At 59.4% G+C, this 23,172-nt stretch carries 23 protein-coding genes and 2 tRNA genes; 9 read left to right on the forward strand and 16 right to left on the reverse strand.

Annotated features, from left to right (window positions below):
* Window positions 1-20 precede the first annotated feature (20 nt).
* Entirely contained in the window at window positions 21-731 is a 711-nt protein-coding gene (locus tag QP363_RS07310) for a FadR/GntR family transcriptional regulator (RefSeq protein WP_070645902.1), read from the forward strand.
* On the opposite strand, the gene nrdE is transcribed toward QP363_RS07310, so the two are convergent.
* From nrdE to QP363_RS07335, 5 genes are all read right to left on the reverse strand, one after another.
* Window positions 728-2,890: a class 1b ribonucleoside-diphosphate reductase subunit alpha gene (gene nrdE, locus QP363_RS07315; protein ID WP_284763768.1), complete on the reverse strand. Its 2,163-nt coding sequence runs from the start codon at window positions 2,888-2,890 to the stop codon at window positions 728-730. The genes QP363_RS07310 and nrdE overlap by 4 nt on opposite strands.
* A 62-nt stretch (window positions 2,891-2,952) precedes the next feature.
* Entirely contained in the window at window positions 2,953-3,378 is a 426-nt protein-coding gene (gene nrdI, locus QP363_RS07320) for a class Ib ribonucleoside-diphosphate reductase assembly flavoprotein NrdI (protein WP_070443350.1), read from the reverse strand.
* A 9-nt stretch (window positions 3,379-3,387) separates the two neighbouring features.
* Complete coding sequence (gene nrdH, locus QP363_RS07325) at window positions 3,388-3,627, reverse strand: glutaredoxin-like protein NrdH (RefSeq protein WP_070443347.1); 240 nt, start codon at window positions 3,625-3,627, stop codon at window positions 3,388-3,390.
* A 478-nt stretch (window positions 3,628-4,105) separates the two neighbouring features.
* Entirely contained in the window at window positions 4,106-4,228 is a 123-nt protein-coding gene (gene ykgO / locus QP363_RS07330) for a type B 50S ribosomal protein L36 (protein ID WP_003847162.1), read from the reverse strand.
* A 123-nt stretch (window positions 4,229-4,351) separates the two neighbouring features.
* Entirely contained in the window at window positions 4,352-5,680 is a 1,329-nt protein-coding gene (locus QP363_RS07335) for a sugar porter family MFS transporter (RefSeq protein WP_070730021.1), read from the reverse strand.
* A 27-nt stretch (window positions 5,681-5,707) separates the two neighbouring features.
* Between QP363_RS07335 and nadE the strand changes: the two genes are divergently transcribed.
* On the forward strand, window positions 5,708-6,532 hold the full coding sequence (gene nadE / locus QP363_RS07340) for an ammonia-dependent NAD(+) synthetase (protein ID WP_284763737.1): 825 nt from the start codon (window positions 5,708-5,710) through the stop codon (window positions 6,530-6,532).
* A 264-nt stretch (window positions 6,533-6,796) separates the two neighbouring features.
* Window positions 6,797-7,993 (forward strand): HNH endonuclease signature motif containing protein, encoded by a 1,197-nt coding sequence (locus tag QP363_RS07345; RefSeq protein WP_284763739.1) that lies wholly within the window; start codon window positions 6,797-6,799, stop codon window positions 7,991-7,993.
* Window positions 7,994-8,395: 402 nt separating this feature from the next.
* Here the strand turns inward: QP363_RS07345 and QP363_RS07350 are convergent, their stop codons facing one another.
* The 7 genes from QP363_RS07350 to pgm form a co-directional block, all read right to left on the reverse strand.
* Entirely contained in the window at window positions 8,396-9,130 is a 735-nt protein-coding gene (locus QP363_RS07350; RefSeq protein WP_070711102.1) for a fructosamine kinase family protein, read from the reverse strand.
* 34 nt (window positions 9,131-9,164) lie between these two features.
* Window positions 9,165-9,240, reverse strand: a tRNA-Ala gene (locus QP363_RS07355).
* Between the two features lie 22 nt (window positions 9,241-9,262).
* Window positions 9,263-9,335 (reverse strand) — tRNA-Ala (locus QP363_RS07360).
* A gap of 89 nt (window positions 9,336-9,424) precedes the next feature.
* Entirely contained in the window at window positions 9,425-10,180 is a 756-nt protein-coding gene (locus QP363_RS07365; protein ID WP_070711101.1) for a thioredoxin domain-containing protein, read from the reverse strand.
* A 59-nt stretch (window positions 10,181-10,239) separates the two neighbouring features.
* Window positions 10,240-10,707, reverse strand: coding sequence for a MauE/DoxX family redox-associated membrane protein (locus tag QP363_RS07370; protein WP_070446099.1), 468 nt, complete (start codon window positions 10,705-10,707; stop codon window positions 10,240-10,242).
* A gap of 17 nt (window positions 10,708-10,724) precedes the next feature.
* Complete coding sequence (locus QP363_RS07375; protein WP_070446097.1) at window positions 10,725-11,186, reverse strand: MauE/DoxX family redox-associated membrane protein; 462 nt, start codon at window positions 11,184-11,186, stop codon at window positions 10,725-10,727.
* Between the two features lie 23 nt (window positions 11,187-11,209).
* On the reverse strand, window positions 11,210-12,826 hold the full coding sequence (gene pgm, locus QP363_RS07380; protein WP_284763745.1) for a phosphoglucomutase (alpha-D-glucose-1,6-bisphosphate-dependent): 1,617 nt from the start codon (window positions 12,824-12,826) through the stop codon (window positions 11,210-11,212).
* Window positions 12,827-12,910: 84 nt separating this feature from the next.
* Between pgm and QP363_RS07385 the strand changes: the two genes are divergently transcribed.
* Both QP363_RS07385 and QP363_RS07390 read left to right on the forward strand, forming a co-directional pair.
* Complete coding sequence (locus QP363_RS07385) at window positions 12,911-13,228, forward strand: fluoride efflux transporter family protein (protein ID WP_284763747.1); 318 nt, start codon at window positions 12,911-12,913, stop codon at window positions 13,226-13,228.
* On the forward strand, window positions 13,225-13,584 hold the full coding sequence (locus tag QP363_RS07390) for a CrcB family protein (protein WP_284763748.1): 360 nt from the start codon (window positions 13,225-13,227) through the stop codon (window positions 13,582-13,584). Before QP363_RS07385 ends, QP363_RS07390 begins: the two co-directional genes overlap by 4 nt.
* Window positions 13,585-13,620: 36 nt before the next feature.
* On the opposite strand, the gene QP363_RS07395 is transcribed toward QP363_RS07390, so the two are convergent.
* On the reverse strand, window positions 13,621-16,167 hold the full coding sequence (locus tag QP363_RS07395; RefSeq protein ID WP_284763750.1) for an ABC transporter permease: 2,547 nt from the start codon (window positions 16,165-16,167) through the stop codon (window positions 13,621-13,623).
* Window positions 16,168-16,170: 3 nt separating this feature from the next.
* Window positions 16,171-16,911 carry an ABC transporter ATP-binding protein gene (locus QP363_RS07400; protein ID WP_284763752.1) on the reverse strand — a complete coding sequence of 247 codons (741 nt, stop codon included), beginning with the start codon at window positions 16,909-16,911 and terminating at the stop codon, window positions 16,171-16,173.
* A 93-nt stretch (window positions 16,912-17,004) separates the two neighbouring features.
* Here QP363_RS07400 and QP363_RS07405 point away from each other — a divergent pair, with 93 nt between their 5' ends.
* Window positions 17,005-17,862, forward strand: coding sequence for a phytoene/squalene synthase family protein (locus QP363_RS07405; RefSeq protein WP_284763753.1), 858 nt, complete (start codon window positions 17,005-17,007; stop codon window positions 17,860-17,862).
* A 5-nt stretch (window positions 17,863-17,867) separates the two neighbouring features.
* On the forward strand, window positions 17,868-19,382 hold the full coding sequence (gene crtI / locus QP363_RS07410) for a phytoene desaturase family protein (protein WP_284763755.1): 1,515 nt from the start codon (window positions 17,868-17,870) through the stop codon (window positions 19,380-19,382).
* Here crtI and QP363_RS07415 read toward each other — a convergent pair.
* Entirely contained in the window at window positions 19,379-20,281 is a 903-nt protein-coding gene (locus tag QP363_RS07415; protein WP_284763757.1) for a DUF2262 domain-containing protein, read from the reverse strand. The genes crtI and QP363_RS07415 overlap by 4 nt on opposite strands.
* Before the next feature lie 88 nt (window positions 20,282-20,369).
* Here QP363_RS07415 and mgtE point away from each other — a divergent pair, with 88 nt between their 5' ends.
* Entirely contained in the window at window positions 20,370-21,734 is a 1,365-nt protein-coding gene (gene mgtE / locus QP363_RS07420) for a magnesium transporter (protein WP_284763759.1), read from the forward strand.
* A gap of 323 nt (window positions 21,735-22,057) precedes the next feature.
* Window positions 22,058-22,459 (forward strand): hypothetical protein, encoded by a 402-nt coding sequence (locus QP363_RS07425; RefSeq protein ID WP_284763761.1) that lies wholly within the window; start codon window positions 22,058-22,060, stop codon window positions 22,457-22,459.
* A gap of 19 nt (window positions 22,460-22,478) precedes the next feature.
* On the opposite strand, the gene QP363_RS07430 is transcribed toward QP363_RS07425, so the two are convergent.
* A complete protein-coding gene (locus tag QP363_RS07430) occupies window positions 22,479-22,661 on the reverse strand; it encodes a helix-turn-helix domain-containing protein (RefSeq protein ID WP_082150646.1) in 183 nt (60 codons plus the stop codon).
* Between the last annotated feature and the right edge of the window lie 511 nt (window positions 22,662-23,172).

The raw sequence follows: 23,172 nt of genomic DNA on the forward strand, positions 1-23,172 counted from the left end.
TATACTTAAGTCCTGTTCTCATGACCCCAAGTTTCGATGGAATGACTGACTCCTCCGCTCCCCTCCTCAGTACCGTGCTCGACGCTTTGGGCACGGACATCGTCAGCGGCACGCTGGCAGCCGGTGATCGATTTACGCTCACTGATCTCTGCGCGCGTTTCGGTATTTCCCGAACCGTAGCCCGCGAAGCCATGCGCGCGCTCGAGCACCTAGGGATGGTCTCCTCGTCACGCCGAGTAGGTATTACAGTGCTCCCCATCAGTGAATGGGCGGTCTACGATCCCGCAATCATTTCTTGGCGTTTAGGATCCGAGAAATCGCGCGATAGCCAGCGCACCTCTCTTAATGATCTGCGTCTCGCCATCGAGCCTGTCGCCGCGGGCTTAGCCGCGCAGCACGCTTCCCCAGAAGATAAGGAAGAGATTTTGGACCTGGCCCACCGCCTTCAGGTCACGCCAACGCGGCGCGTGGGCGAGCACCTCGCCACAGATCTGCGCTTCCACGCCATGGTTCTCCATGCCTCAGGCAATGAAATGTTCACTGCGCTAAGCCCCTATCTCCTATCCATGGTGCGCGGGCGCTCCCTCTATGGTTCCCGCAAGCGCAACCCCACGGCCGGCACCGCACAGCTCCACCTCGATCTAGCGGAGGCAATCCACCGCGGTGACTCCCCCGAGGCAGAAAAAATCGCACGCGCCATTCTCATTGAGGCGCGTGCGAATAAAGACTAGAGCATGCAGGAAACGCAGCCCTCAACCTCGGTTCCCTCCAGCGCCATCTGGCGCAGGCGGATGTAGTAGAGAGTCTTAATACCCTTGCGCCAAGCGTAAATCTGAGCACGGTTGATATCGCGGGTAGTGGCGGTGTCCTTGAAGAACAGCGTCAGCGACAGACCTTGGTCAACGTACTTCGTGGCCTCGGCGTAGGTGTCGATGATCTTCTCGTAGCCGATCTCGTAGGAGTCCTTGAAGTACTCCAGGTTGTCGTTGTCCATGTGCGGCGCCGGGTAGTAGACGCGGCCGATCTTGCCTTCCTTACGAATCTCAATCTTAGAGGCAATCGGGTGGATCGAAGAGGTCGAGTTATTGATGTAGGAAATCGATCCGGTCGGCGGCACCGCCTGCAGGTTGCGGTTGTAAATGCCGTGCTTGGCGACGTCCGCCTTCAGCTGCGCCCACTCCTCTGCCGACGGGGTGTGGATCGAGGACTTGGCGAAGAGCTCCTTGACCTTCTCCGTACGGGGAGCAAAGTCAGCCGGATCATAGCGGTCGAAGAACTCGCCACTAGCGTAGTCAGACTCGGGGAACTCGCTGAAGTACTCGCCGCGTTCGCGGGCCAGCTTGTTGGAGGCGCGCAGCGCGGCGTACATGATGGCGGCGAAGTAGGCGTTGGTGAAGTCCAAGCCTTCCTCGGAGCCATACTCAATGTGCTCGCGGCCGAGGTAACCGTGCAGGTTCATCTGGCCCAGACCAATGGCATGGGAATCATCGTTGCCCTTGCGCACGGAAGGAACAGAGTTGATGGCGGTCTTATCCGACACCGCGGTCAAACCACGGATAGCAGTCTCCACCGTCAGCGCGAAGTCCGGGGAATCCATGGTGGCGGCAATGTTCAGGGAGCCAAGGTTGCAGGAAATATCGCTGCCCAAGGTCTTGTAGGTGAGGTCCTCGTTGAGCTCCGACGGGGAGTTGACCTGCAGAATCTCCGAGCAGAGGTTCGACATGTTGATGCGACCGGTCTTGACCGGGTTCGCGCGGTTCACGGTGTCCTCGAACATGATGTACGGGTAACCGGATTCGAACTGCAGCTCCGCAACGGTCTGGAAGAAGTGGCGAGCGTTGATCTTCTTCTTGCGGATACGCGGATCCTCGACCATCTCTTCGTAGTGCTCAGTAACGGAAATATCGCCGAAGGCCTTGCCGTAGACGCGCTCGACATCGTACGGGCTGAACAGGTACATATCGTCGTTGTTCTTCGCCAGCTCGAAGGTGATATCCGGGATCACGATGCCGAGCGACAGTGTCTTAATGCGGATCTTCTCATCCGCATTCTCGCGCTTGGTGTCGAGGAAATTCATGATGTCCGGGTGGTGCGCGTTGAGGTAAACCGCACCAGCGCCCTGGCGAGCACCCAGCTGGTTCGCGTAGGAGAAGGAATCCTCCAACAGCTTCATCACGGGGATGACGCCGGAAGACTGGTTCTCAATGTGCTTGATGGGCGCGCCAGATTCACGGATGTTGGACAGCAACAGGGCCACGCCGCCGCCGCGCTTAGACAGCTGCAGAGCGGAGTTAATGGAGCGGCCGATGGACTCCATGTTGTCCTCGATACGCAGCAGGAAGCAGGACACCAGCTCGCCACGCTGAGCCTTGCCGGCGTTGAGGAAGGTCGGGGTAGCCGGCTGGAAGCGGCCGGTCATGATTTCATCTACAAGGTGCTCAGCCACCTTGGTGTCACCATCCGCCAAGAAGAGTGCGGTCATGGACACGCGGTCTTCGAAGCGCTCGAGGTAGCGGCGGCCGTCGAAGGTCTTCAGCGTGTACGAGGTGTAGTACTTGTAGGCACCCAGGAAGGTCTTAAAACGGAACTTGAAGGCGTAGGCACGCTTGAACAGGGACTTAATGAAATCAAAGTCGTACTGCTCGAGCAGTTCCGGCTCGTAGTATTTGTTGTCCACCAGATAGCGCATCTTTTCTTCCAGATCATGGAAGTAGACGGTGTTCTGGTTGACATGCTGGAGGAAGAATTGGTTCGCGGCCTCACGGTCCTTGTCGAACTGAATGTTGCCGTTCTCGTCATACAGGTTCAGAAGTGCGTTGAGCGCATGGTAATCCAGCTGCTCCTCTGGCTTCACAGGTTCAGCGACGGTCTTACCCAATTGCGTGGTCACGACGTTCACGGGCCTTTCTTTGCTATGGCGAAATGGAGAGACAAAATAATAGGAATGAGGCTTTAGGCGGCTAAACCTAAAGCAGCCGCGTTGGCCAAGAGGCCTTCACGGCAAATTGTGACATCTTCCTCGGTTCCGAGAAGCTCGAAGCGGTACACATAAGGAACCTTACACTTGGCGGCGATGACGTCGCCGGCCTTGCCAAAGTCACTGCCGAAGTTGCTGTTGCCTCCGGCTACGACAGCGCGGATGAAGCTGCGGTTGTGTTCGTCATTCAGAAAACGAATGACCTGCTTGGGAACAGGCCGGGTGTTGTGCCCGCTCATCGATGCCCCTCCCCCATACGTCGGACAAATCAAGACGTAGGGTTCATTCACGGTGAGGGGCTCATCGCTGAGACGCAGCGGGATGCGGGCGCTGGGAAGGCCGAGCTTCTCGACGAAGCGGTGGGTGTTTTCCGTAGCGGAAGAGAAATACACGACCAACATGACTGTTCCCTAGGCGCTCGCCGCCATAACGGAGAGAGCCTTGATGCGGTCAGGGCGGAAACCGGACCAGTGCTCACCGTGAGCCTCAACGACCGGCGCCTGGACGTAGCCCAGAGCCATGACGTAGTCACGGGCATCATCATCCAGGCTGATATCCACCGTTTCATAGTCGAGACCAGCACGGTCAAGAGCCTTCTTGGTGGCGTTGCACTGGACGCAAGCGGGCTTGGTGTAGAGGGTGATGCTCATGTGACGTTCCTTCAGCTTCCTTCGGCACTACACGCGGAGTGACTGTTGAATTCGATACCAGCAGGGCGCTTAGCAGCCCCATATTAAAGCTTTGAACAGCGGTGCAGAACCGCCGCTCAAGCAACATCAACGACACTATACTTTGTGCTCGCACCCCGCAACTAGCACTATATGTAGTAGTTACAAGGGTGATATTCCCAGGATGTAACCCGCCCCGACCCCACATGTTGACACCCCATCACTTCACCGATTGCCACGGCGGTAACTACACGGGTGATATTCCCTGCTCGTTCACCGAAGATTCACCTAGTTTGTGACAAACACCACTCGGTCCCCGGTTTTCGCCTCCCGCACACTGGCACGAAAGACTCCTTAAGCTCACAGAGGCAGTTTCAGCCCGGAGCGAAGCGGCAAAAGGAAACCGCCCCCTCCAACAAGCTATGAGCATGCTGAAGGGGGCGGTGCGAGTCCGTACGACTTAGCCCTGGCGAGCCTTGAAGCGCGGATCCTTCTTGTTGATCACGAAGACCTTACCGTGGCGGCGAATAACCTGGGCGCCCGGCTTCTTCTTCAGCGACCGAAGCGACTTGCGAACCTTCATCGGGCGCTCCTTTCGTTATGCGCAATCTTGATGCGATTGATTAGTTCAAAGCACAGCCGGGCAGACACCCAGCAATGACACGAGGAAAAATGTTACCCCACGCGCGCGCCATAACCAAAACACTCAGCTTTCGGAGTAGCGGGAGCGAAGCTGTTCGGCAACATCCTCGAGGCTCTTCCCCGCCGTTTCCGGAACGAGTGCGCGAGTATACCCCACCGCGACGAGGCCTAAGACCGCAAAGATTCCGAAGGCCAGCGAGCCGCCGAGCCACTCGACCACCGGCAAGAAGAACTGCGCCACCGCCCAGTTACTCACCCACAACGCCAGCCCGGCGATTCCCATGCCCAAGCCGCGAACTTCGGGCGGCACAATTTCTGACATGAGCAGCCACGTGGCCGGGGAGACCGCCGCCTGCTGGAATGCAATGAACGCCGCCATGCACGTCAGCGCCAGCATAGCCAGCGGCGTGGAATCATAGGCGAAGTGATAAGCCACAGCGAGGACCACGAGCGACACAACGTTGCCGCTTAATCCTGCTAGCAACAACCGACGGCGCCCCAGTCGGTCGACCACGCGCATGCCCACTAGGCACGCCGCGACGGACACCACACCAATCACCATCGACGTATACACCGAGTTGGTGGTGGAGATACCCACCTGGTTCATCATCGTGGGTGCGAAGTACACGATGGCGTTAACACCCGTAATCTGCTGGGTCAGGCCCATGAGCATGGCAAGCGCGACGGCCCAGCGCATCCAGCGGTGGCGTCGCAAAGCTCGCCATTCACCCGTGTTCGGCCGCGCGCTATGTTCCAACTCCGCTCCCCGCGCGCCAACCCGAGCGCTGACTGCGGCAGCCTCGCGCGTTCGACCTTGTGCCGCGAGCCACGCCGGGGTATCGGGGAGTAACACCATGCCGAGCGCCAGCGCCCCACCCGGGACCGCGGCCAGCCCGAGCATCCAATGCCAGCTGCCGCTTGCAGCCAACAGCGAGTTCACCCCGTACGCGAGTAGCTGCCCGACGACGATCATGAGCGTGTTGAGGGAGACCATCCGGCCCCGCACAGCCGCCGGGGTGATTTCGGAGATGTACATCGGGGAGACGATGGACACCGCGCCCACCGCCACGCCAAGGAATGTGCGGGCGGTAGCAAGTTCCGCAGCTGAGTTTGCTAGCGCACACCACACGGAACCAGCCACGAAGATGAGTCCGCCGGCGATGAGGGTTCGACGCCGCCCGATTACGCTCGCCACACGCCCAGCTGACAGCGCACCGACTGCCGCGCCAACCAACAGCATCGAGGTCACCAGCCCCTCCTCGTGGGCGGACATGCCGAATTCCGGCCCCACGAAGAGAAGGGCACCAGACATCACTCCGGTGTCATATCCGAAGAGCAGGCCGCCCAGGGCGGCTACGCCTGCGACGATCATGACGTAAGTATCTTTGTTCACGGGTTCCTATTGTCGCAGGCGGCTACCATGGGCGTCATGTCACATGAATCCTCAGACCTTCAGCACGACATCATCAAGGCCCTCGGCGTAAAACCCCGTATCGATCCAGCAGAAGAGGTTGAGCGCCGCGTCGCTTTCTTGGTGGACTATCTTCGCACCACCGGTGCGAAGGGCTTTGTCCTGGGCATCTCTGGTGGCCAAGACTCCACCCTGGCCGGACGGTTGGCGCAGCTGGCGGTAGCCCGCGTCGACGGCGCACATTTCTGGGCCGTGCGCCTTCCCCACGGAGTGCAGGCCGACGAGGATGACGCACAGATCGCTCTGGACTTCATCGAGCCTGACTACTCCCTCACCGTCAACATTGCCGAGGCCACCACAGCTCTCGACGGCGCCGTCGCCAACGCCATGCAACAAGACTCTCTGGGGGATTTCAATCGAGGCAACCTCAAGGCGCGTCTGCGCATGGCTGCACAGTACGCGCTAGCCGGCGAGGTCGGTGCGCTAGTCATCGGTACCGACCACGCCGCCGAAAACGTCACAGCTTTCTTTACCAAGTGGGGCGATGGCGCTGCCGACATCCTGCCTCTCGCCGGGCTCAACAAGCGCCAGGGCGCTCAACTCCTGAAACATCTCGGCGCACCGGATTCCACGTGGAAGAAGGTACCAACTGCTGACTTGGAGGATGACCGCCCCTTGCTCTCTGATGAAGAAGCTCTCGGCGTCACCTACACCCACATCGATGACTACCTCGAGGGCAAGGACGTGCCTGACGACGCCCGCGAGCGCATCGAAACCCTCTGGCGCGGCGGCGCCCACAAGCGCACCATGCCGACGGGCCCTACTAGCGCCTAAGGTTCCAAGCCCCCTCCTCGCGGGGCTTTTCCTGTTCCGTTTCGGCACCCAGAACGTGCGCCCGAGGCCAGCGTTTCCCCGCACGCCAGTGGCATCTTCTTCCCGGCGGTCAACTTCCTCCCTTCCCATAACGTGAGTCCGTCCGCCCCAACACCTGTAGCGCATATAGCCCCGTGCCCGTGATTGACGCTTCACCCCACCCCTGAGCTGGGTGTTTCTTCCTCCGGTTGCGGGGTTGCTGGTGCTGTTTTAGTCTCTGTGCTCATGGGGGATATCGAAACCTACCTCCGCCTTCGCAACTCGGGGATTGCACTGGTGGAACATGCACCTGGCACACCCGATGAGCTCCGCGCGCTCGGCGCGGATGCCTCTGATGCCACCGAGCTTGCCGGCCTACACCAGGTTTACTTCGGTCCCACCCGCTTTAGCGGCAAACAACGCAAAGCCCGCCACGCAGCACTCGCCCAGAAACACAGCCTTGGCACCCTCACACTGATTGAAACCTACACCGCACGCGTGAAAAAGACCCTGGATGCCTGGAACTTAAGAATCAAACTCGCCGCCACACCCGCACACCGCATCCCACATGTTGCCGCCCAACGGCTTAAAGAACTGCGTGCTAAAAGAACCGCCAAACCAGGCGTACGCATCACCTACCGGGAACAAGGCCCCAACACGCTCTCCATTACCGACGATGCCACCACGATTGCCAACATGCGCGCCGTCTTAGAATCCACCAACAACACCGACCTACTTCAAGCCGCCAACGACATCTTCTTCAAAGAAGGCACTGGATCCAAACCCGCGGTACGCACCCAAGTCATCATTACCCTGAATGAGCTCGACCAAATCATCAACGGCGACGGGGACGAAATCCAGCTCAACCTCACCAACGGCGCGCGCATGACAGGCGCAGAGTTTCTCACCCACAAATTCGCCGAAATAGGCTACGCCACCATCGTCCACCCTGTCGAAGGCCCCATCAACACCTGGCGGCTAGAACGTGGAGCAAACCTCAACCAACGCCTTAGCCTGCACGCGGAATTCCACACCTGCTCAAGACCAGGCTGCAACAAGCCAGCCGATTACTGCCAAGTCCATCACCTCATCCCCTGGCAAGCAGGTGGCTACACCAACATCAAGAACCTGACGTTTTTGTGCGCTTATCACAACGGCATCAACGACGATGACCCACAAAGACCTACCGGACGCGGCTACATGTACCGACTCAACACCGGGGTTAGCTTCATCCCACCCTGGGGTGCACCGATAACCGCAATGCCGGAATACCAAGAAGCACTAGCCAGACTCAACACCGAGAAAGCAGCCGCAAAGACACAGGCCACAGCACCAACCCAAACCCCAGCCACAGCCCAAGGAGCTGCAACAACACCGGGCACAGCCAGCCAAAGCCAAGCAGTACCAGAACAGCCACCAGACCCACCACCCGACAGCAGCTAACCCCAGCCACACACAGCAACAACTGAAAGGAAAAGGCTCACCACCAGCGACAACACCGCTACCCGCCAACCGAGGGAAGGTTAGCGGGCACACCGGCGATCCTTCAGACACCACCACCCACAAACCACAACAAGGTACGCAAGAAAACCTGCGAGCTTTATGCCAGCGCTACCCATCATCCAAAGCCAGACTGACGGGCGATCCAGCGACCCCAAGTCCGGCTTCACGTGCTGCCGGAAGCAGCAAGAGCTACGAGATCCTTAAGCCCTTAAAGGCGAACCCACCGACCAAACCAGTGTTGACGGGCTAGCTGTCGAGCGCCACGGAAATGCTGGAGCCCGCAAAGCGCGTCCAGAGCCCCTTTCCTTTCAACCCCGGCAGAATCTTCGAGCGATCACGCGCTCATCGCAATGCCTCAAGGGTGGCACGCGCAGCCTGCTCAAGCGGAGCATAGTAAGCCGGACCATGCGTCATCGAGTGAACCGCAAGTGGGTGCAACTGATGCATCGGCACCCACTTCCGGTACTCCTCACCCGCCCCATAGCCCCGCAGTATCTCGTCATAGTAGGGCGTTCCGAACAGTTCCAGCATGGCCAAATCCGTCCACGGATGTCCGCCGTGCGCTGCAGGGTCAATCATGACCGCCGTGTTCTCCTGGAACAAAACATTTCCTGCCCATAAATCACCATGAATTCGTGCAGGCTCAACGTCCCAGTCCACGGCGGCTATAGCTTCGGCCGCCATATATACGCTGTCCCGCAGCCCCTCCGGAAGTCCTTCTATAAATGGCACCACCCGCTGTTCTGCGTAGAACTCACCCCAGGATTCACATGGTTCGCAGGGTTGTTCCACGCGTCCAATGAAGTTCGCACCTTCCCACCCCTCTGGCGGTGCGCCGAAAGCTGGGGCGCCTGCCTGATGAACCTGCCGCAGCGCTTCACCAAACGCCCGCGCTGCAGCAGCACTCGGTCGCGCCTGCGCTACTCGACGCGTACTAATCGTCGAATCTGTCAGCCCCGCAACTTCCACCACAACGTCCTTTCGTGCGGCTGCTAACCAGCGCAGGCCCGCAGCCTCCGCCCCGGCTTGATCGGCTCGTGCTACTGACTTTGTGTAAACATCCATGCTCCCCAGCATAGAAAAAGGCCGCCTCTGCGAAAGAGACGGCCGATGGTGGAGCTAACGGGATTCGAACCCGTGACCCCCACACTGCCAGTGTGGTGCGCTACCAACTGCGCCATAGCCCCAAGGCAATATTGAATTTTAAAGTGGAGCTAACGGGATTCGAACCCGTGACCCCCACACTGCCAGTGTGGTGCGCTACCAACTGCGCCATAGCCCCTCATACGAGGTGCAACCTTTGTGATTGCAACTCGTATCAATATATCGTCTCCCTATTCACTCACCAAATCGCGAGTTGGGGCGCTAAATTTACTTCTCAGTAACGATGTTGACCCATTCCATGATGGAGGTCTTATCATCCTCCGGGATATCCTTGCCATCCTTGATGATGCGCGGCGAGGACACGCTACCGGTTTCCTTTTCAAGCTTTTCGTAGTTCGAGGTCACCACCGGGTTTCCTTCACCAACCTTGGCTTCCTTGATGGCCTTCACCGTGGCCTCATCGGCACCCAGGATCTGCGCAGCATCAGCGAAATCCTTCATTTCCCACTGGTTGGCCAGCTTGGACTGGTTCTCCATGAGGTACTTACGCAGGTTCCAGTACAGCGTGGCGTCACCGGACTTTGCCACCTGCTCCATCGCAGCCGCAGTCTTGGAGGAGTGTCCCGTGTTGGACTTGATGCTCTCCAGTCCGTTCGGGCTGCCATCGAGGAAGTTCAAGGTACGCACGTGCACGATGAGCTCACCCGCATCAATAGCGTCCTTCATCTGTCCGTCGGTCTCCTTCGCCAGGTCGCCACAGTGCGGGCAGGAGAAGTCCTCATACAGGTCTACCTCGGTAGCGTCCTTGGGGGCATCCGGCGCCTTGAGCGTCACCGCGTTGTCCGCAAAGCTCATCTCCATAGAGACTGGCTCAACGGGATAATCCTTCAGCTCATCGGTCTGTGAACCCCGCCCCTGATAAACGATGTAGCCGATTACCACAGCGATAATGACCAGCAGAACAGCGAGGCCCCAGACGAATCCACTATTACTCTTGGAGTTGGGGTCTTTGACTGTACTCATTGAACAACCTTGCCTTTGATGACGTTATTTCGAATAGATGGAAAGCCTACACACCGTTGTTAAGGGTGCAATGCAAACTTGGTGAAAGGACGCTTGATCGTCCACACCATTAAGACAGAATAGAAGACATCACGCAGCAGTGTCATCATGTAGTTCATCACTTGCGCGTCCTCATCAGGGCTAACGGAGAAACACCCGCAGTCAATCCCGAGTCCCCGCGCCCATGCCTGCGCAATGCCGATCATGAACAGAACGAGGACAATCTGCCCCACCCACGCCGATTGACGCAGGAACAGCCCCAACAGGAGCAACAGGCCGCCGCACACTTCAAGCGGGCCAATCAGATAGGACAAATAGTGGGACCACTCTGGGGTAAAGATTTCATATGCCTTGATGCTTTGCGATACCGCGAGCTGGTCCGACAGCTTCGACGCTCCCGCTTTAATCCACACATAGGCCATATAAAATCGCGCAAACGCACTGATAACGTCCAGCACGAGCGTTGCGCTGATCTTATTTTTAAACACGGGATTAGCCTAACAAGTTACGGGTGGAGAGCGTAACGACGATATGGACGCCAGATCGTCCACGCGGTGAGGATGAGGAAGAAGGCGTCGCGAAGCAGCGTCAGCGCGTAGTTCATACCTTGGCTCACGTCGTTGGGGTCATAGCCAAAACACCCACAATCGATGACTAACCCACGCGCCCACGCCTGAGAAATGCCCACCATGAACAGGACTAGGACCACCGCAGCGACTGCCGACGCCTCCCTCAAGAACAGGCCCAGCAACAGCAGCAGCCCTCCTACAATTTCAAGCGGTGCAATGAGGTAGGCCAAGTACTCGGACCATTCCGGGGTGAAGATGCCATAGGCCCGGATGGCCTGTGCCATCTCCATCCGGGCGTCTAGTTTCTGTATGCCGGCGATAATCCACACGGCGGCCATACCGAATCGGGCGAGCGCGCTGGCCAGGTCAAGCACCGAGGCGCGTTGTGTGGCTGTCATAATCCATTAGCCTAGCCCTGAAGTTAGCCTCCCAGAACCTGTGACACCAGCGCTTGCGCCTCCTGCTGCACCTGCTTGAGGTGTTCTTCGCCACGGAAGCTCTCAGCGTAAATCTTGTACTTATCCTCCGTGCCGGACGGGCGCGCGGCAAACCACGCGTTCTCAGTCCTCACCTTGAGGCCACCGATCGCCGCGCCGTTGCCCGGCGCTTCGGTGAGCTTGGCGAGGATCTCCTCACCCGCCAGCTCAGTGGCCGTGACCTGCTCCGGGGAGAGCTTCTTCAGGATTGCCTTCTGCTCACGGTTAGCTGGGGCGTCGGTACGCGCGTAGGCCGGTGCACCATATTCCTCTGCCAGCTCCGCGTAGCGCTGGGACGGAGTCTTGCCCGTCACCGCCAGGATCTCGGCGGCCAAAAGATCCATGATGATGCCATCCTTGTCGGTGGACCACACCGTACCGTCGAAGCGCAGGAAGGAAGCGCCGGCGGATTCTTCACCGCCGAAGCCCAGGGAGCCGTCGACAAGCCCCGGCACAAACCACTTGAAGCCCACCGGCACCTCAACGAGCTCACGGCCCAAGCTGGCCACGACGCGATCAATCATCGAGGATGAGACCAAGGTCTTGCCCACCCCGGCGTTGCCCCACTGGGGGCGGTGGCTAAACAGGTACTCGATGGCCACAGCCAGGTAGTGGTTCGGGTTCATCAGGCCCGCATCCGGGGTGACGATGCCGTGGCGGTCCGCGTCGGCGTCGTTACCCGTAGCCAGGTCATATTTGGAACGGTTATCCACCAGCGACGCCATGGCGTCCGGGGAGGAACAGTCCATGCGGATCTTGCCATCGCTATCCAACGTCATGAAGCGGAATGTGCCGTCTACCTCTGGGTTCACCACCGTCATATTGAGTTCGTAATGCTCGGCGATGGCCGCCCAGTAGTCCACCGAAGCCCCGCCCATGGGATCCGCTCCAATGCGCACGCCGGCGTCCTTGATAGCTTTCATGTCCACGACGTTCGCCAGGTCCGCAACGTAGTTGTCCACGTAGTTGTGCTTCACGCAGCGCTCATCCAGCACGCCGTCAACCGCCACGCGCTTCACGCCCTCGAGCCCGGCGCGCAGATAGTCGTTGGCCTTGGCGGCGATCCAGTCGGTGGCATCGGTATCCGCCGGGCCGCCCGTTGGCGGGTTGTACTTGAATCCGCCATCGCGCGGCGGGTTATGAGACGGGGTAATCACGATGCCGTCGGTGCCCGGGTTGGTCAGGATGGCGTGGGAGACGGCCGGGGTCGGGGTATAACGGCCACGGTCATCCACGCGGACCTCCAGCTCATTAGCTAGGAGGACCTCGAGGGCAGAGACCATGGCGGGCTCGGACAGGGCATGAGTATCTCGGCCAATGAAAATGGCGCCCGTGGTGCCGTGCTCGGCGCGGTAGTCCACGATGGCCTGGGTAATCGCCAGAATGTGGGCCTCGTTGAAGGCGGTATCCAAGGCGGAGCCGCGGTGCCCGGAGGTGCCGAAGGAAACCTGCTGATCGGGGTTATCAGCATCGGGGGTGCGGGTGTAATACGCGGTGACTAGCTCTGCGATGTCAATGAGATCGGAAGGCTGGGCCGGTTGGCCGGCGCGTTCGTGTGCCATGGTGGGGTTCCTCCTTGGGGACGTGGATACACCCTAAGCTTGCCTGCTTCACGCTGGTTTCGCATCCCAATTAGGATGGTGCTTATGCCACAGATCCTTCTTGTGGGCTGCGGGACCGCGCTCGGGGCGCTGGCCCGCTTTGGCCTTTCTTCGCTTCTCGGGGGTGGCGCACTGCCGCTGCTGCTCATCAACGTTCTCGGCAGCGCTGTTATGGGCTATGCCAAGCCTCCGGCATTCTGGGGCACAGGTTTCCTAGGCGGCTTCACCAGCTTTGCCGCCTTTGCTTTTCTCACCTCCGGCTTCGGCCCGGCGCAGGCGGGGGTCTACGTGCTGGCGACGATCGTCGGTTGCACCGTGGCCTACCTCATGGGTGACCGCCTGCAGGATCGGAGGCGTGCATGATTCTCTCCGTCCTGGCCGTACTCGCCGGTGGCTTTGTCGGTGGCTGCGGGCGCTACCTGCTCACCCGTGTGCTGCCCTCCCCCACATGTACCTTTGCCGCCAACCTCATTGGCGCAGCCGTGGCGGGCGTGACCTACGGCTATGCCACGCATGCCCACACCCCTGAGTATTTTCTCCCCCTGCTAGCAGCCGGACTCGCCGGCGGGCTATCCACGTGGTCCACGCTGGCCAAGGAACTGGGAGAAATGATAGAGGCCAAGCGCTGGTGGCGCTTGGCGCGTTACCTCTTCTGGACCATCGGCCTGGGAATCGTGGTGGCCTGGCGCGGAGCGTGGGTAGGTTCGCTTCTCGCCTAACCTACCTCGCACGCCCTTGTGCGGCCACAGGCTGTACTAGTCAGCGATGGCGTCCAACGGTGGGGTCTGTGCCGCGCGCTGCGCTGGCCATAGCGCTGCCAGCACACCGACGATTCCGGAGCCCACGAACATGACCGCGAGCATCAACCACGGAACCGTCGCGGTATCGAGGCCTTCGTCGGAAAGCACGGAGATGAAGGACCACCCCATCCCCAGGCCCATGAGGATGCCCATGAGCGCACCGAAGAGGGCAATCTGTACCGATTCCACGGTGATCATCGTGCGGATCTGGCGGCGCTGGGTACCCACCGCGCGCAGCATGCCGATTTCTTGTCGGCGTTCGATCACGCCCAGCGTGAGGGTATTGACAATACCCAAGACCGCAATGACCACGGCCAAAGCCAGTAGCGCATAGAGAATCGTGAGCATCTGGTCAATCATGCCGGCAGCCTCGCCGGCGTATTCCTCACTGGTGCGCACCTGCACCACGACGAGGTCTTTGACGGACTTCTCCAGGTTGGCGCGCAGTTTCTCCTTGTCATAGCCCTCTTCCGCGTTCACGGAGACCACCATGACGTCGAGACTGCCGGGGTCAACAACGTCCTCCGCCGCGGACTTGGACACGGCCAGACCCGAAAGCATCTCAAAATGCTCATACGTGCCGAGGAGCTTCACCTGCGCGGTGCGGGAGGGATCCGGGCCGGCCAGCTCATAGGACTGACCGACTTCCCAGCCCTGCTCCGCAGCCAAGCCGGCCTCGGCGATGAAGCCAGGCTCCTCGCCCGTGTTCACGGCGCCTTCGACCACGGTGAGGTTGAGGATGTCATCGGCGTTGCCATCGATGACCTGGCTTATCAACATTTCCGGGCCATAATTCATCGAAGCCTGGCCATCCACCTGTAGTGGCGCAGTACTCATCGCTACGACCTGGCCAGCGCCCTCGGTATCGCGGGCACGCTGCGCCGTCTCGTTCGGCGTCGGGAAGTTTCCGGACGTCGGACCGGACAGCAAGAAGTCCGCGTGGGCATCCTGTTCGACGGCATCGGCAACCGAGGCTTTCATCGTCGCACCCAACATGCCGATCGAGGTCACCAGCGCCACGCCCAGCATGAGAGCGAACGCGGTAGCCGCGGTTCGGCGCGGGTTACGCGCCGAATTCGTCGACGCCAGCTTGCCCACCGCACCAAAGGGCGCGCCAACCACGCGGCCGATCCCCGGAACGATAGGCAGGGAGATGGCCGGGCCGGCAAGGAAGAAACCAAGGATTAGGTTGAGCGCACCGAGGCCCACGAGGGAGGCGCGGATGCCTGTGGAGGCATCAACAAACACTCCGACAAGCGCGAAGATGATGCCTACAACCAGCAGCAACCCGCCCAGCACGCTGCGCACAAGCAACGAAGAACCAGCCGCAGACTCGGTGGTGCGCATGGCCTCCACGGGTTTCACCGCACCCGCCCGGCGCGCCGGTGCCCACGCGGAAATGATGGTGACCACGGCACCCAAAAGCAACGGCACGACGACTGCGCTAACGCTCAGGCCCAGACCGCCGCCCATGGGCATGTCCTTGGCTTCAAAAACTGCCTTGATGAGTGCCACCAGGCCCATGCCGGCGATCACGCCCACGGCAGAACCCACAAGGCCCACGATGAAGGCCTCTGTGACCACCGAGCGCGTAATCTGCCCACGGGAGGCGCCGAGTGCACGCAGGAGTGCGAACTCCTTGGTGCGCTGAGCCACGATCATCGAGAAGGTATTCGCAATGATAAACGTGCCCACCAACAGCGCGATGAGGCCGAAAGCGATAAGGAAGTAGTTGACGAATTTCAGGGCAGAGGAAATCTGATCCGAAAGCTCATCGGCCAGCTTCTGCCCGGATTCCGCCTTGACCTCGAAGGTTTCATTGAGGTGGCCCACGAGGGCATCGGCGTCGACGCCCTCGGCCGCCGCGACCTTCAACTGGGCAGAATTGCCATAGCGCTCGACGAAGGCCTCGTGGCCCATGAGCAAGGTCAGGCTGGGGCCTTGGTCCACCGCAGGCTTGACGACGCCCACGACCTTCACCTCATCACGCTGGTCCGGGTGGACCACGAGGAGAGTATCGCCGACGTGGATACCGAACTCTTCAGCGGCGGAATCATTAATGAGGACTTCGCCGGTCCCGTTCGGCTCAGAGCCGTCGACAAGCGTGGCGGGCTCACCGACGGACTGCTCCTCCGGGTAGTAGGGCTGCACGCTGGAGGTGCCCCCACCGGTTTGAAAGGCCTCGGCGTCCTTGTTTGCCACCACGACCGTCTGGCTGCTTTGCATGTTCACCGCGCGCACATCGGGGTCGGCGGCGATGTCATCGCGCATCTTCTGATCGAGGTTGGGGCCGCCCTCCTTCTGGCTCACGGCCGCATCCACGCCCGTAAACGCGGTAGATACCGCAGAGTCGAAGGTGCTCGAGAGCGAATTGGTGAACATGAAGGAACCCGAGATGAACGCGGTGCCGAGCACCACCGCCAGCAGGGTCAGGGCAAGACGCAGCTTATGAGCGAGAATGTTGCGCACGGACACCGTGCGCATGGTGTTCTTTGCGGCCATGCTCTAGCCCTCGATTTCTGCCATCACGGCGTGGATGGACTCCATGGTTGGGTTGGTGAGTTCATTCACGAGGCGCCCATCAGCAAGGAAAACCACGCGGTCTGCGTAAGAGGCTGCCTTGGCATCGTGCGTGACGATAACGACGGTCTGACCATCCTTGTCCACGGCGGTGCGCAAAATGTCGAGCACCTCGGCGGAGGAGTTCGAATCCAGGTTGCCGGTCGGCTCATCGCCGAAGATGATCTCGGGGCGCGAAACCAGGGCCCGCGCGCAGGCCACGCGCTGCTGCTGGCCGCCGGAGAGCTCTGCTGGGCGGTGATTCAAGCGCTCGGACAAGCCTAGGTGGGAAGTGACCTCATCGAACCACTCTTTATCCACCTTGTGGCCAGCGATATCGGTGGGCAGCGTGATGTTTTCTGCCGCAGTCAGCGTGGGCACCAGGTTGAAGGACTGAAAGATGAAGCCCAGTCGGTCGCGGCGCAGGGCCGTAATATCCTTGTCACTGAGCTGCGACATATCGGTGTCACCGATGAAGGCCGAACCGGACGTCGCCGAATCGAGCCCCGCCATGGTGTGCATGAGGGTGGATTTGCCGGAGCCCGACGGGCCCATGATGGCGGTGAAGGTGTTGCGCGCGAACTCAACGTCGACGTGGTCCAACGCGGTGACTGCGGTGTCTCCCTGACCGTATTGTTTGAACAGGTCAACGGCGCGAGCCGCAGCAGTCATCGTTGGGGTGGTCATGGACGTGTTCTCCTTATAGATGGGGAAAGTAACGTCACTACCCTATCTTGCCTCGGGTTAAATGTGTGACGCGTGTGGTCTAAAATATGCCCCATGCGCGCATCTCTTTCCGCTCTGGAACATTATGACCGCTGTGCCGAAGCAGCCGCGGCTCAGATCATGCGCCACTACTCCACCAGTTTTTCCCTGGCCACACGGCTTCTTCAGCCGCGAGTGCGCATGGACATCCGAAATTTATATGCCATGGTGCGCACGGCCGATGAGATCGTCGACGCGGGACTCGATCCCCACGACGCGGCCGCGCTTCTCGACGCCTACGAAACCACCGTCCGCAACGCCCCCTCCCAACGTTTTCACGCCGACCCGGTCGTGCACGCCTACGCGCTGTCCGCGCGGCGCTGCGGGTTCCAGGACGAACACATTGCAGAGTTCTTTGCCTCCATGCGTTGTGACCTCACGCGCACCTCCCACACAGCGGAGTCTTTTAAGACCTATGTTCGGGGCTCTGCAGAAGTCATTGGGCTGCTATGCCTGGATACTTTTTATGCCGGTGCACCTCGGCCTGACGGCGTCGAAGAAGGAGCGGAGCGCCTGGGTGCCGCGTTTCAGAAGATCAACTTTTTGCGGGACCTGCACGAAGACTCTACTGAGCTGGGCCGCGCTTATTTTCCTACGCTGCGTGAGCCAGACAAACTCGATGAGGAAACGAAGGCCGCGATCATTTCTGATATCCGCGAAGACTTAGCCCATGCCCGCACGGCCATGGACCTGCTTCCCCTTGGCTCCAGGGTGGGGGTAGCCGCAGCGGCGGCTCTTTTCACGGAGCTTACGGATCTCCTCGAGGCCACTCCTGCGCATGAGATCATGACTACCCGCGTCAGTGTGCCCGCTGCGCGGAAAGCTGTCCTCATCAGCCGCGCTGCAGCGCACGCGGCACGGAATAAAGGTTAAAGAACATGAGCAAACATGTTGTTGTCATCGGCGCTGGTATTGCAGGCCTAGCCTCCGCTGCCTTGCTGTTGCGGGAGGGGATGCGGGTGACGGTCGTCGACAAGCAACGCAGCGTTGGTGGACGCGCGGGAAGCCTGGCCGTGGATGGCTTCCGCTTCGATACCGGCCCCTCGTGGTACCTCATGCCGGAGGCCTTCGATGAGTTTTTCCGCGCCTGCGGCACCAGTACCGAGCGCGAGCTGGACCTAGTGGACCTCTCCCCTGCCTACCGTGTTATCAACGAAGACGGCGCGGCCCTCGATATAGAAACGGGCGTGGATAACGTAGCAGAGCTTTTTGAATCCTTGGAGCCGGGCGCTGGCGACAAGGTGCGCGCGTATCTCTCCCGGGCCTCCGACGTATACGCCATTGCCCTGCGCAACTTCTTATACACCACCTTCTCCCGCCCCACGCAGCTTCTCAACAAAGACGTCCTCACCCGACTGGGCACGCTCGCGCTGCTGCTGACTCGCTCACTAGATACGCTGGTGGCCGCCCAGTTTAAGGATTACCGCCTGCGCCAGGTCCTGACTTACCCCGCGGTGTTTCTCTCCACCGAACCACAGGCCGCGCCGGCACTGTATTCCTTGATGAGCCACACGGACTTGGTGGAGGGCGTGCGCTACCCCTTAGGAGGCTTCGCGGCTGTTGTCGACGCTATCGCGAGGCAAGCAGCCGGCGCCACCTTCGAGCTTGGCACGGCGGTGGTAGCAATCAACCACGCGCACGGGCGCGCGACGGGCGTCACGCTTGACGACGGCCGCATGATCCCCGCCGACGCCATCGTCTCCGCCGCAGACCTGCACCACACAGAAACCGCTCTGCTCCCCACGGACCTGCAAACATACCCGGAACGCTACTTTGCCCACCGTGACCCTGGCCTGGGCACCGTCTTAGTCTTCCTCGGTGTATTGGGGGCCCTTCCGCAGCTGGCACACCATACGCTGCTATTCAGCACAGACTGGACCCCCGATTTTAGGGCCGTCTACCACGGCCCTGAGCCGTTGCGGCCGTTGGGTTCCTCGGAGTCGATCTATGTTTCAAAAACCTCTGCCACCGATTCCAGTGTGGCTCCGGAAGGCTACGAGAATCTCTTCATCCTCATTCCCGTTCCGGCAGAAGAATCCTACGGCCATGGCGATGCCTACGGCGCTGCGGAATCTCCCCGCGTTAGCGCCATCGCCCGTGCTGCCGTGGCGCAGCTGGGGTCCTGGATGGGGATTGAGGATCTGGAGGAGAGGGTCGTCGTCAAGCGCACGCTCGGCCCCGCCGACTTTGCCGAGCAGTACAATTCCTGGTCCGGCGGCGCCGTGGGCCCTGCCCATACGCTGCGCCAGTCCGCATTCTTCCGGGGCCGGAACCAATCCCGTAAGCTGCCCAACCTGTACTACGCCGGTGGCACCACGGTCCCGGGCGTGGGCGTGCCCATGTGCCTGATTTCGGCCCACAACGTCCTCACGCGGATGCGTGAACAGTACTAAGCGTCGAGCTCAAGGGATGCAGGCTTACCGTTGCGTCTTACCTTCACTGTTACGGGGTGACCGCCAAAAAGATAGCCATCATCAAACTCGACGCTGAGGTTGCCACGTTGAGGAACCTCAACGGCAACGGGAGTAAGTTTGGCGTATACGTCGCTGGTAGTAAGTTCCGGCGCCGGGACGCTGTTGCCCTCGGACACGGCGACGTCGTGGCGCCAACGGTTGGCGGCTCGGAGGGCCTTTGCAGCAGCAAAGCGCTGGGCCTCTTCGAGGAACTCGGAACTGAGCACCTTGTTGATCACAGAGAGCGGTGCCTTGAATTTTCGCTTGAGATTCGTACTCTCCGCGAGAAGAAGCTCCTCCCCTTCATACACGATGCTGATATCAACTCCGAGTTCTTCTGCTCTGCCTTCGAATGTATCTGTACAGCGGTCGAGCACCAACGGACCGAATGTGGAATCAAGCTCTACCGGAACGTCAATCCGGGCAAGAAGCTGCTCCATGGCTGCATCGGCTACATCTGGAAGAATCTCCCAGATATCGACATAGTGCTCTTTGCTCCTCTCGTGGAAGTGGTGGCTACCCCGAGCATGAAACACCCTGAAAGGCTCAAGTTCTGTAATTTCACGCGGATCCCACAGCGTTTTTCCTGCGACTGTCTGGAAGAGCTGCGGATAGCGCACTGCGATGTCGCCAGTAATCAGCTCGCCTTCCGGCAACAGCTTTAAAGCAACTCCAGGCAAGCTCATGAGCTGAATGTGCGTTTTGTCCTCAGCATAAGGATCATCACTCACCGATTTCTTCGGCGCGGCTGCCACGACGAAGAGAAACTCTGTGTCTTCGAAGCTCAGTATCGTTTTAACAACGTCATGGTCCGAAAATTCACGGTAAAGGGAAAGCATGCCGCAATGGTACATATGTGAAAAGGCTACGCAGCTCTCCATAGCGTAGTCTGAGGAGGTTGGCGTCGAGTAGAAGGGCGAAAAGCCGATGGCAGAAACGATTGAGCAGGCCACCGAAATTGTTGAGGAGTGGCTCAAGCAAGAAGACGCTATCGACCCCCAAAAGGCTCCTCGGCTCCAAGAGCTCTTAGCTCGCGTTCCACGTCAAGAGCTCATCGCGATTGTGGAGCGCCAGAATGCTCTCCGCGCGGCATTGGCGTTAAGGCTTCTGCCGCGTGAAAAATCTATCGCGGTCTTCGATGCACTGGATGCAAAGCACCAAGCGGACATCATTGACGAATTGGGCAATGCCGACGTGTATGAGTTCTTCGACGAGCTGGATCCCGAAGACCGCGTGGCACTGTTGGACGAGCTTCCTGCGGAAATCGCCGATCGCCTCCTCCGCTCGCTGACTCAGACACAGCGCGATGTGACCGGAGTGATTCTCGGCTACACGAAGGGATCCGTCGGCCGCCGTATGTCGCCGGAGGTGCCCAATATCCACCCGGAAATGAGCATGGAAGATGCCTTGCGGGCCCTCCGCGACAACGCCGATGAGCTGGAGACCATCTATACCGTTCCTGTAACGCGAAAGGACCGGCGTCTGGTGGGTGTTGTCAGCCTGCGCGAGCTCTTCACAGCTGAGCGCGGCATTCTCATTGAGGACATCATGAACGAGCCGGTGTATGCATACGCGACTGCCGACGCCGAGGAGACCGTCCGCTGGTTCTTGCCTCTCGACATGTTGGCGCTGCCGATTGTGGATGATTCACACCGGCTAGTCGGATTGCTCACCTGGGACGATGCGACCGACATTATGGAAGAGGCGGACAGCGAGGACTCAGCTCGTTCCGGTGGTACGGAAGCGCTCCAGCAGCCGTACTTGTCGACGCCCCTTCTCAAGCTCGTCCGCTCCCGCATTCTCTGGCTGCTCGTTCTCGCCGTATCGGCTCTGTTGACCGTGCGGGTCCTCGATTCTTTCGAAGACACACTGGCCAAAGCGGTAGTGCTTTCTCTGTTCATTCCCCTCCTCACAGGTACCGGCGGTAATACCGGAAACCAGGCAGCTACTACTGTGACTCGTGCCCTCGCGCTTGGCGACGTCCGCACGCGCGACCTCCTATCAGTCATGTGGCGGGAATTGCGCGTCGGAATGTTGCTCGGCGCTGTTTTGGGGCTGGCTGGGCTCATCTTGGCGACGGCCATCTACGGCCTCGATATTGGCATCGTCATCGGTTCGACTCTGTTTCTCATTTGCTCGATGTCCGCGACTGTTGGCGGTCTGATGCCCATTGTGGCTAAGACTGTTGGCGCGGACCCTGCGGTCTTCTCTAACCCATTCATTTCCACCTTCTGTGATGCAACGGGCTTGATCGTCTACTTCTTCATTGCAAAGACCGTCCTGGGCATCTAACAGACAAAAGCGGTCAGCCTTGGAGAAGGCCCACTCAACCCTCGCTACACTGCCACACCCCTCGCCGACTGCCTGTCAATGCTCGTGAGGACGTCAAGCCGTGTCCTACAGAATGGCTTGCCCTTAACAGACACGCATCCCAACCAACCAAGACGCCGGCTTAGGGCCCTTTCCGTGCCCCGGGCGTCCTTGTAGCGGCAATCCCTAGGCTAAGAAGGGCATGCGTTGATCGTCCGGGACCTAAAAGTCTAGTCCTGCAAGTTGCTGCCCCCGTTAAAGCTAGGCTTACTATCCCGACTACTAATGAACGGAGTGACTTTCGCATGACCAATCCTTCTTCCTTGTCAAATGGTGAGCTGCAAGGCTTTTACGAAGACCTTTACGTTTATTGCTCTGAAAAAGACTCTTACCAGGTTGCCGAGCGTTTCAAGAAGGAACTCAAAGTTTCTTTTCCCGAAATTGACGATCTTCCTGATTTCACAGTTGATGAGTGCGATGAAGACGAGTATCAGCTTGCTGAAGAATTAGACCCTGGTAGTAATCAGGAAAATTTTCGTACGTACATGATTACTCAGCATTTCTTCCTGGAAGTCTTAAACCTAAGTGACAAGGTAATTGACCCTATTAGTGATGCTGCTTTCGAAGCCGTTCAACGAGCTACAGAAGATGTCCCATACTTCAGTTTCATGGGTTTTCTCAAGGAGAATCACTCGGATGATGAGTAGAAGAACGTAGCATCTGGCATTACTCTGATACGTAGCGGTGGACTGTTCCCACGGAGTACCCAGTTTGTTTTGCTATCGCCCTGATGCTTAGCCCACGAGCACGTAACTCTCGGACGCGGCGACGCTTCTCGTTAGCGCGTGCGAGGTAGTCTTCGCGTGATTCACTAGTCCATCGTTGAGCGGTTCTAACAGACGCGCCCATTTTCTCGGCAAGAGCGCGAGCTGTTTTCCGTTACGCGGATAGCGAGCATAAACCTCACTCATAGGGCACTTCTCCAGTTCTCTTGAGCAGCTTTACGCCTAACCGCTCCGCTTTTGCGGCCTCGTGCGCTTTGGATGGTGCTGAAGGTTGCTTCGTAGACGGCGGGGCCGTCTGCCCACATGCGGGATTTGGTGGTGATCCATCGGTGGATGGAGCGGGCGATTTGGTCGACTTCGCGTGTAGACAGTGCAGACTTGCAGGTGGCTGGTTTTGGTTGTGTGGGGTGCGGTGGACAGCACGCAGGGGGTCCGCTTTCAGGTCTGTACTTTTACAGACGTGGTAAGGCATGCTGGTAATGCTGCGAAAACGGAAAGGAGACCGTTAAAGCGGTTGTGCTTTAACGGTCTCTTTTGTTGTATTGAGTTGTCTATTTGTTGTTTGGTGTCGGCGGTTTCTTACTCTCCCACAACCTCCCGGTTGCAGTACCATCAGCGTTAGCAGGCTTAGCTTC

This window comes from Corynebacterium sp. UMB6689 (assembly GCF_030215295.1).
Classification (GTDB): domain Bacteria; phylum Actinomycetota; class Actinomycetes; order Mycobacteriales; family Mycobacteriaceae; genus Corynebacterium; species Corynebacterium aurimucosum.

Bases quoted from the DNA above. Each gene is read 5' to 3' on its own strand.
- nadE (WP_284763737.1), top strand. From the start codon at position 5,708: ATGGGCGTCATGTCACATGAATCCTCAGACCTTCAGCACGACATCATC.
- QP363_RS07395 (WP_284763750.1), bottom strand. From the start codon at position 16,167: ATGGCCGCAAAGAACACCATGCGCACGGTGTCCGTGCGCAACATTCTC.
- QP363_RS07345 (WP_284763739.1), top strand. From the start codon at position 6,797: ATGGGGGATATCGAAACCTACCTCCGCCTTCGCAACTCGGGGATTGCA.
- QP363_RS07400 (WP_284763752.1), bottom strand. From the start codon at position 16,911: ATGACCACCCCAACGATGACTGCTGCGGCTCGCGCCGTTGACCTGTTC.
- QP363_RS07350 (WP_070711102.1), bottom strand. From the start codon at position 9,130: ATGCTGGGGAGCATGGATGTTTACACAAAGTCAGTAGCACGAGCCGAT.
- QP363_RS07425 (WP_284763761.1), top strand. From the start codon at position 22,058: ATGACCAATCCTTCTTCCTTGTCAAATGGTGAGCTGCAAGGCTTTTAC.
- QP363_RS07385 (WP_284763747.1), top strand. From the start codon at position 12,911: ATGCCACAGATCCTTCTTGTGGGCTGCGGGACCGCGCTCGGGGCGCTG.
- nrdI (WP_070443350.1), bottom strand. From the start codon at position 3,378: ATGTTGGTCGTGTATTTCTCTTCCGCTACGGAAAACACCCACCGCTTC.
- crtI (WP_284763755.1), top strand. From the start codon at position 17,868: ATGAGCAAACATGTTGTTGTCATCGGCGCTGGTATTGCAGGCCTAGCC.
- nrdH (WP_070443347.1), bottom strand. From the start codon at position 3,627: ATGAGCATCACCCTCTACACCAAGCCCGCTTGCGTCCAGTGCAACGCC.
- QP363_RS07310 (WP_070645902.1), top strand. From the start codon at position 21: ATGACCCCAAGTTTCGATGGAATGACTGACTCCTCCGCTCCCCTCCTC.
- mgtE (WP_284763759.1), top strand. From the start codon at position 20,370: ATGGCAGAAACGATTGAGCAGGCCACCGAAATTGTTGAGGAGTGGCTC.
- QP363_RS07405 (WP_284763753.1), top strand. From the start codon at position 17,005: ATGCGCGCATCTCTTTCCGCTCTGGAACATTATGACCGCTGTGCCGAA.
- QP363_RS07390 (WP_284763748.1), top strand. From the start codon at position 13,225: ATGATTCTCTCCGTCCTGGCCGTACTCGCCGGTGGCTTTGTCGGTGGC.
- QP363_RS07430 (WP_082150646.1), bottom strand. From the start codon at position 22,661: ATGGGCGCGTCTGTTAGAACCGCTCAACGATGGACTAGTGAATCACGC.
- QP363_RS07415 (WP_284763757.1), bottom strand. From the start codon at position 20,281: ATGCTTTCCCTTTACCGTGAATTTTCGGACCATGACGTTGTTAAAACG.
- QP363_RS07375 (WP_070446097.1), bottom strand. From the start codon at position 11,186: ATGACAGCCACACAACGCGCCTCGGTGCTTGACCTGGCCAGCGCGCTC.
- ykgO (WP_003847162.1), bottom strand. From the start codon at position 4,228: ATGAAGGTTCGCAAGTCGCTTCGGTCGCTGAAGAAGAAGCCGGGCGCC.
- pgm (WP_284763745.1), bottom strand. From the start codon at position 12,826: ATGGCACACGAACGCGCCGGCCAACCGGCCCAGCCTTCCGATCTCATT.
- QP363_RS07365 (WP_070711101.1), bottom strand. From the start codon at position 10,180: ATGAGTACAGTCAAAGACCCCAACTCCAAGAGTAATAGTGGATTCGTC.